Annotated in this window: 9 protein-coding genes and 1 pseudogene; 2 read left to right on the forward strand and 8 right to left on the reverse strand. The window is 64.3% G+C overall.

Annotation, left to right across the window (positions count from 1 at the left end; all coding sequences use genetic code 11):
• The 6 genes and pseudogenes from A2J03_RS30790 to A2J03_RS28300 all read right to left on the reverse strand — a co-directional run.
• Positions 1 to 133, reverse strand: a pseudogene (locus A2J03_RS30790) (prolipoprotein diacylglyceryl transferase); the annotation flags it as partial.
• The gene (gene trpA, locus A2J03_RS28280) at positions 133 to 936 is read right to left on the reverse strand and encodes a tryptophan synthase subunit alpha (protein WP_068381187.1); all 804 of its coding nucleotides are present in this window, start codon (positions 934 to 936) and stop codon (positions 133 to 135) included. The gene trpA and the pseudogene A2J03_RS30790, both read right to left, overlap by 1 nt.
• Positions 933 to 2,291 carry a tryptophan synthase subunit beta gene (gene trpB, locus A2J03_RS28285; protein ID WP_068381190.1) on the reverse strand — a complete coding sequence of 453 codons (1,359 nt, stop codon included), beginning with the start codon at positions 2,289 to 2,291 and terminating at the stop codon, positions 933 to 935. Before trpB ends, trpA begins: the two co-directional genes overlap by 4 nt.
• Positions 2,292 to 2,366: 75 nt before the next feature.
• Positions 2,367 to 3,176, reverse strand: a complete 810-nt coding sequence (gene trpC / locus A2J03_RS28290) for an indole-3-glycerol phosphate synthase TrpC (protein ID WP_068381193.1) — start codon at positions 3,174 to 3,176, stop codon at positions 2,367 to 2,369.
• A gap of 78 nt (positions 3,177 to 3,254) precedes the next feature.
• Positions 3,255 to 3,929, reverse strand: coding sequence for a TIGR02234 family membrane protein (locus A2J03_RS28295; protein WP_068381196.1), 675 nt, complete (start codon positions 3,927 to 3,929; stop codon positions 3,255 to 3,257).
• A complete protein-coding gene (locus tag A2J03_RS28300; RefSeq protein WP_068381198.1) occupies positions 3,926 to 5,491 on the reverse strand; it encodes an anthranilate synthase component I in 1,566 nt (521 codons plus the stop codon). The genes A2J03_RS28295 and A2J03_RS28300 overlap by 4 nt, the downstream gene beginning before the upstream one ends.
• A 79-nt stretch (positions 5,492 to 5,570) precedes the next feature.
• Between A2J03_RS28300 and A2J03_RS28305 the strand changes: the two genes are divergently transcribed.
• Together A2J03_RS28305 and A2J03_RS28310 are read left to right on the forward strand one after the other, a co-directional pair.
• Positions 5,571 to 6,035, forward strand: coding sequence for a peroxiredoxin (locus A2J03_RS28305; RefSeq protein ID WP_068381200.1), 465 nt, complete (start codon positions 5,571 to 5,573; stop codon positions 6,033 to 6,035).
• A gap of 93 nt (positions 6,036 to 6,128) precedes the next feature.
• On the forward strand, positions 6,129 to 6,626 hold the full coding sequence (locus A2J03_RS28310) for a MarR family winged helix-turn-helix transcriptional regulator (RefSeq protein WP_068381208.1): 498 nt from the start codon (positions 6,129 to 6,131) through the stop codon (positions 6,624 to 6,626).
• Between the two features lie 3 nt (positions 6,627 to 6,629).
• Here A2J03_RS28310 and hisI read toward each other — a convergent pair whose 3' ends face one another.
• Complete coding sequence (gene hisI / locus A2J03_RS28315; protein WP_068381204.1) at positions 6,630 to 6,968, reverse strand: phosphoribosyl-AMP cyclohydrolase; 339 nt, start codon at positions 6,966 to 6,968, stop codon at positions 6,630 to 6,632.
• A 41-nt stretch (positions 6,969 to 7,009) separates the two neighbouring features.
• Complete coding sequence (gene hisF / locus A2J03_RS28320; protein ID WP_068381206.1) at positions 7,010 to 7,783, reverse strand: imidazole glycerol phosphate synthase subunit HisF; 774 nt, start codon at positions 7,781 to 7,783, stop codon at positions 7,010 to 7,012.
• Between the last annotated feature and the right edge of the window lie 38 nt (positions 7,784 to 7,821).

Below are 7,821 nucleotides of genomic sequence, written 5' to 3' on the forward strand. Positions count from 1 at the left end.
CGATTGCGACGACGATACCGGCGATGATGAAGAGGGCGTAGGCGCGCAATGCGAGCGGACCGACGTACCAGACTCCCTGAGGAGGACTCGGAATGTACGCGAGGACAGCGGTCGAGGCCGAGGTGCCGGAGATCACGACGCCACGTTAGCGGATCGGACGCCTTCGGCGAGTTCGCTCGTGAGGGCGGCCACTGCACCCAATCCCTCGTCGACCGCGCTGACGAGCGCCGATCCGACGATTACCGCGTCCGCGTAACGGGCGATCTCGGCGGCCTGCGCGCCGGAGCGAACTCCGAGGCCGACCCCGACCGGAATGTCGGAATGCTTGCGAATACGGGCAGTCAGCTCAGGAGCTGCCGAGGACACCGAGTCACGTGCGCCAGTGACGCCCATGGTCGACGCTGCGTAGACGAAGCCGCGGCTTGCGGCAAGGGTGCTGGCGATCCGCTCCTCCGTCGACGACGGGGCGAGCAGAAAGATCCGATCGAGATCGTGCTCGTCCGAAGCGGCGATCCATTCCCCTGCTTCGTCGGGAATGAGGTCCGGGGTGATGATGCCGAGGCCTCCCGCACCGGCGAGATCGCGTGCGAACGCGTCGATGCCGTAGCGCATCACCAGATTCCAGTACGTCATCACCACTGCTTTGCCGCCGGCAGCGGAGACCTTTTCGACGACGGTGAAGACGTCACGCACACGTGCGCCGGCTCGCAGCGCGGTGTCTGCCGCAGCCTGGATCGTCGGGCCGTCCATGACCGGATCCGAGTACGGAATACCGACCTCGACGATGTCGCACCCATTCGCAACCATCGTCTCGAACACCTCGACCGACTTCGGCACCGTCGGGAATCCGGCGGGCAAGTATCCGACGAGGGCTGCGCGATTCTCGCTGCGGCAGGTCTCGAACGTCTCGGCAAGCCTCGATCGTCGTTCGGTCATGCCTGCACACCCTTCTCGGTCGCGCTCTGCGCGCTCTCACTCTTGTCGGGGTCGCCCTCGACTGCGTCGACGTGCGCTTCACCGTCGCCGTCCACGAGTCCGAACCACTCGGCAGCTGTGTCGACGTCCTTGTCGCCGCGACCGGACAGGTTGACGAGGATGATCGCGTCCTTGCCCAGCTCCTGCCCGAGCTTCAGCGCGCCTGCCACCGCGTGCGCAGATTCGATTGCCGGGATGATGCCCTCGGTTCGACTGAGCAGTCGGAACGCGTCCATCGCTTCGGTGTCGGTGATTCCGCGGTACTCGGCGCGGCCGATGTCGTGGAGGTACGAATGCTCGGGACCGACGCCCGGGTAATCCAAACCTGCTGATATGGAGTGTGATTCGACGGTTTGGCCGTCCTCGTCCTGCAGCAGGTAGGAGTATGTTCCATGCAAGGTGCCCGGCGAACCGCCACTGATGGTCGCCGCGTGTCGTCCGGTATCCACCCCGTCACCTGCAGCTTCGAAACCGATCAGCCGCACCGCAGGATCGTCGATGAAGGCGTGGAAGATCCCGATTGCGTTGGACCCTCCGCCGACGCATGCCGCGATCGCATCCGGCAGACGCCCGGTCGACGCGAGTACCTGCTGTCGAGCTTCCAGGCCGATGATCCGCTGGAAGTCGCGCACCATGGCCGGGAAGGGATGTGGTCCAGCAACCGTGCCGAAGCAGTAATAAGTGTTGTCGGCGTGGGCAACCCAGTCACGCAAGGCTTCGTTGATGGCGTCCTTGAGCGTGCGCGACCCGGACTTCACTGCCACGACGGAGGATCCGAGCAACCGCATACGGGCGACGTTCAGCGCCTGGCGCTCGGTGTCGACCTCACCCATGTACACGATGCACTCGAGCCCGAGCAGCGCACACGCGGTCGCGGTCGCGACACCGTGCTGGCCTGCTCCGGTCTCGGCGATGATGCGAGTCTTGCCCATCTTCTTCGCGAGCAGGACCTGACCGAGAACGTTGTTGATCTTGTGAGATCCCGTGTGGTTGAGGTCTTCTCGCTTGAGGAGAATTCGTGCACCACCAGCGTGTTCCGACAACCGGGTGGCTTCGAAGACCGGAGAGGGACGACCGGTGTAGTCACGCTGCAGGCGGTCGAGTTCGGTAAGGAACTCGTTGTCGCTGCGCACCTTGTCGTACGCGGCGGTGACTTCCTCGATCACGCTCATGAGCGCCTCCGGCACGAACCGTCCGCCGTACACGCCGAAATGGCCGCCGATATCGGGATCGTGCTGACTGCGGTCGGTCAACCCGAGGCTGGTCTGAGGTAGATCGCCGCCCTTGAAACGGGGGTTCGATAGCTCGCTGCTCACCCGATCAGTCTGCCTCAGCAGCCCTCGACGACGCCCATCGGGGGCTGTCGCGTGAGCGGTCCGACGGATTTTCGGTCAGCGCGCCGGCTTGGGGCAGGACGGGTGGGTTCCGGCGGTCACGAGGTCCGATACTGCAGTGCGTGGGTCACCGCTGGTGACCAGACCCTCGCCGACGAGAACAGCATCGGCGCCTGCGCCCGCGTAAGCGAGCAGGTCGGCAGTTCCACGTACTCCGGATTCGGCGACGCGGATGACCTCGCTAGGCAATCCCGGCGCGATTCGTCCGAAGCTGTCGCGATCGATTTCGAGGGTCTTGAGGTTGCGTGCGTTGATTCCGATGACGCGTGCACCGGCTTCGAGCGCGCGATCCGCTTCGGCCTCGGTGTGAACCTCGACCAGCGCGGTCATTCCGAGCGACTCGGTGCGGTCGAGCAACGACGCCAGCGCATCCTGTTCGAGCGCAGCCACTATCAGCAGAATCATGTCGGCGCCGTGCGCCCTGGCCTCGTGAATCTGGTAGGGCCCCACGATGAAGTCCTTGCGCAGAACCGGGATACTGACGGCCTTGCGTACTGCGTCCAGATCGGCGAGTGATCCGTGGAAGCGTCGCTCCTCGGTGAGAACACTGATGATTCGCGCGCCGCCGGACTCGTACGCCTGCGCGAGCAAGGCCGGGTCGCCGATATCTGCAAGTGCGCCCTTGGATGGACTCGCACGCTTGACCTCGGCAATGACACCGATTCCGTCCTCGTGCAGAGCCGCAGTCGCATTGAGCGGTGCCGAAGCCTTGGAGGCAGCTGCCTTCACACTCGCGAAATCGATCACCGATTCGCGCGCAGCTACGTCGGCTCGTACACCGTCCAGAATCGAATCGAGAACAGTCATGGTGACCCGAATCCTTTCCCATCGATGACCTGATGTGAGGAAACTCATTTCAGGTCTGCCCTAGCGTAGAGGGCGGTTTCAGTCTTCTGAATTTCGGGTGCCCGACCGATCGGTGGGGTCCTCCCCCGCATCGATCGCGTCCCACAGCATTCGTTCGGTCAAGTCTTCCCCCTCGCCGTTCTCCTCGGCCCGCTCCGACGCCGACTTCGCGCGTTGCGCAACCTCGTCGCGACGTGCGGCAGGTGCGTCGTACCTGGATGAGAGTACCTTCCGCGCGGTTGGTTTTCGCACCAGTATCACCGCCGCACCGAACGCGCATCCTGCTCCGATCAGCGCGAGAACCGCGGGCAGTGTGTAAGCCTGCGCCGTCAATACTTCCGCCCGCCCGGGCAGCTCGGCAAGTACGGCGGCCTTCTTTGCGTCCACATCGCCGCCGACTGCCTGCGCCGCCGGAAAGCCCGCCCCGATCGCGACGAGTCCGACGAGCAAGGCGAGAACCCTCGACGCCCACCCCTTCACCGCGAACGACGCCGCGACCGCTGCCAACAACGCCAGAGCCAACGGTGTCGACGCCGGCGCCCAGGTGCTTCCCAGCAAGTCCGTCGACCGCGCCTCGCCGAGTCCATCCGAGGAGGTGACAGCGACCCACGTCATCCGCGAGCTACCCCACAGGCACACCGCCCCTAACAGGAGCAAAGCGACCGGAACCGCCGCACGGCCCGAGCGGCGGCGCACCGGTGCCTGCGTGCTCACGGCTCGCCGACCGCACGCAGCGACTCGGCTGCAGCCACCGCACCGAGTACAGCCATGGCCTTGTTTCTGGCCTCCGTGTCCTCGTACTCGGCCACGGAGTCGGCGACGACGCCCGCGCCCGCCTGGACATAGGCGGTGCCGTCCTTCATCAGTGCGGTACGGATTGCAATGGCTGTGTCCGCATCACCGGCGAAGTCCAAGTACCCGACGATGCCGCCGTACACCCCGCGCCTCGTCGGTTCGAGTTCGTCGATCAATTCCATCGCGCGGACCTTCGGTGCGCCGGACAAGGTGCCTGCCGGGAAGCATGCCTTGACCGCGTCGAGCGCCTGTTTGCCCTCCGCGAGCGTGCCCGCAACCGTGGAGACGAGATGCATGACGTGGCTGTAGCGCTCGATGTGTCGGTAATCGCTCACTCGCACTGTGCCCGGAGTGCAGACGCGGCCGAGATCGTTCCGACCGAGATCGACGAGCATCAGATGTTCGGCGTTCTCCTTCTCGTCGGCAAGAAGGTCCTTCTCCAGCAGGATGTCTTCTTCCTCGGAAGTGCCGCGCCACCGCGTTCCCGCGATCGGATGTGTGGTCGCAACACCGTCGACGACCGTCACCAACGCTTCCGGGCTCGATCCGACAATGGAGAACGCGGTCTCGCCGTCGGCCCCCGGCACGTGCAACAGGTACATGTACGGGCTCGGATTCGACGCCCGCAACATGCGATACACGTCGAAGGGCGAAGCGTCTGTGTCCATCTCGAACCGTTGCGAGAGCACGACCTGGAACGCCTCGCCTGCTTCGATCTCCTCGACGAGTCGGTCGACGTCGCGACCGAAGCCCTCCGAGGTTCGCTGACGGCGGTATTCGGGCGTGGGTCTGGCCATGGTCGACACCGTCGACGGGGCGGGCGCGGCGAGGTCCGCGCACATCCGATCGAGCCTGCGCACTGCATCGTCGTAGGCTTCGTCGACGCGGTCGTCGGTACCGTCCCAGTTGACCGCGTTCGCGATGAGAGTGATCGCGCCCTCGTGGTGATCCACAGCAGCCAGATCGGTCGCCAGGAGCATCACCATTTCAGGCACCTGAAGATCGTCCTCGGCATGCTCGGGCAACTTCTCGATGCGGCGCACCGCGTCGTAACCCAGATAGCCGACCATTCCGCCCGTCAGCGGAGGCAACCCGGGCAAGCGCTCGGATCGAAGGAGTTCCAGTGTCCGGCCGAGCACGTCGAGCGGATTGCCCCCGGAGGGCACTCCGGCGGGGACGTTGCCGCGCCAGACCGCCTCGCCGTCGACTGTCGTCAGAGCTGCCGGGGTGCCTGCCCCGATGAACGACCATCTCGACCATGATCGCCCGTTCTCCGCTGACTCGAGCAGAAAGGTCCCCGGCCGGTCACCGCCGATCTTGCGGTAAGCCGACAGGGGGGTCTCCGAATCGGCGAGAACCTTACGGACGACAGGTACGACACGGTGCTCTGCGGCGAGCCTCCGGAATACCTCTCGACTGGTGGTCGAATCCGATGTCCCGCGGTCTTGTCCGTCGGGCAGGGTTGTGGTCTCGCCATGCATTCGTTCATCCTCCCAGGTGCCCTGTGCCCGGATCTGCGCGCGGTGGCCTTCGAACTTACTGCGCGGTAGCCTCCGAAGAATGAGACAAGGCGATCGCGTCGAGAACTTCACCCTGCCGGACCAGACCGGAACCCCACGCTCGCTGGAAAGCTTGCTCGAGAACGGACCGCTGGTCTTGTTCTTCTATCCGGGCGCGCTGACCCCTGGATGCACGGTCGAAGCCTGCCACTTCCGCGATCTTGCAACGGAGTTCGCCGAAGCAGGCGCATCGCGTGCCGGAATCAGCACCGATGCTGTCGCAAAACAGGCAGAGTTCGCCGACGTGAAATCGTTCGACTATCCGTTGCTCTCGGACGAGGCAGGCACCGTTGCCGCACAGTTCGGCGTCAAGCGCGGACTGCTCGGCAAACTCTCTCCCGTCAAGAGATCGACGTTCGTCATCGATACCGACCGCACCGTCCTCGACGTGTACAGCAGCGAATTCAGATTCGAAGAACACGCCGATCACGCTCTGGCGTTCCTTCGGAGCCGCTCGACGACTTGAGTGAACAGCGGGGCAGCAGCACGAACCTCCCGTCAAGTGAAACACTGTGGTGACTACAACCAACTGTGTGCGCTCGACAGGAAGGCTCTCGTGATGGACGAGTCGGCAGAACATCCCGATCCACTCTGGCTGACGGACCGCCAACAAGCTGCATGGCGGTCGCTCGTTGCCCTCGTGACCCGGTTACCTGCCGCACTCGACACTCAGCTGCAACGTGACTCGTCGCTGACCCACTTCGATTACTTCGTACTGTCGGTTCTTTCCGAGGATCCGAACCGTCGAATTCAGTTGCGGGATCTGGCGAAGTTCGCGAATGCGTCGCTGTCGAGGCTGTCCCATGTGGTGACCAAACTGGAGAAGCTCGGCTGGGTGAAACGCGAGAGCATCGAAGGAAGCCGGGGATCGTATGCCTTACTCACCGATGCGGGGATGGACAAGGTCGTCGAGTCCGCGCCCGGCCATGTCGCCACGGTTCAGGCGTTGCTGTTCGAAGGATTGAACGACGAGGAAGTCGAGCGCTTGGGCGAGCTGAGTTCGGTCATGTTGACCCAGCTCGACAAGGGGATCGCCGAGGGCACCGGCAAGGCCTGACGCTCAGCTCAACAGAACGTCGGCGTCGAAGCAGGTGTGATCACCTGTGTGGCATGCCCCGCCCTGTTGATCCACGACGAGCAGCACCGCGTCACCATCGCAGTCGAGCCTGACCTCGTGGACGTACTGGGTGTGCCCGGACGTCTCCCCCTTCACCCAGTACGTCTGACGGGATCGCGAATAGTAGGTGCCCTTGCGCGTCTCGAGTGTCCGTGCGAGAGCCTCGTCGTCCATCCAGGCCACCATCAGGACATCGCCTGAGGATCGCTCCTGCACGACCGCGCTGAACAAACCCGCCTCGTTGCGCTTGAGGCGTGCCGCAATGTTCGGATCGAGAGTCATGTTCTCCGTTGTACCTTTTCCGGCCGGTCGAAAAGAATCATTCAGCGAACGACGATGCCGTCCGCTCGCATAGCATCTTTGACCTGGGCGATCGTAAGATCGCCGAAGTGGAAGACGCTCGCTGCGAGGACTGCGTCGGCGCCCGCCGTGACTGCGGGCGGAAAGTGCTCGACCGCGCCCGCGCCGCCACTGGCGATCACCGGTACATGGACCGCGTGGCGGACCGCGGAGATCATCGGTAAGTCGAATCCCGCCTTCGTCCCATCTGCATCCATCGAGTTCAACAAGATCTCGCCGACGCCCAGTTCTGCTCCACGAGTGGCCCACTCCACGGCGTCTATCCCGGTGCCGCGCTTGCCACCGTGCGTGGTGACTTCCCATCCGGACGGTGTGCCCTGCTGCCCAGCGGGAACCGTTCTCGCATCGACCGACAGCACGATGCACTGCGAACCGAAACGCTCGCTCAGTTCACGAAGCAGCTCCGGCCTGGCGATGGCGGCGGTGTTGACGCTCACCTTGTCGGCACCCGCACGCAGCAATCGGTCGACATCTTCGACCGTGCGAACACCCCCGCCGACCGTCAGCGGGATGAAAACTTGCTCCGCTGTGCGGCTGACGACATCGAGCATGGTGCCGCGGTCCGACGTCGACGCCGTCACGTCGAGGAACGTCAACTCGTCGGCGCCCTGTGCGTCGTACGCAGCCGCGAGGGCGACAGGATCGCCCGCGTCGCGCAGGTTCTCGAAGTTGACGCCCTTCACCACTCGTCCCGCGTCGACGTCCAGGCACGGAATCACACGTACTGCGACGGTCATCGAACTCGTCCTTCCAGGAAATCCGCAGGGTCACCGAG

The sequence above is a fragment of the Rhodococcus sp. EPR-157 genome, from assembly GCF_001647195.1.
In the GTDB taxonomy this organism is placed as follows: Bacteria; Actinomycetota; Actinomycetes; order Mycobacteriales; family Mycobacteriaceae; genus Rhodococcoides.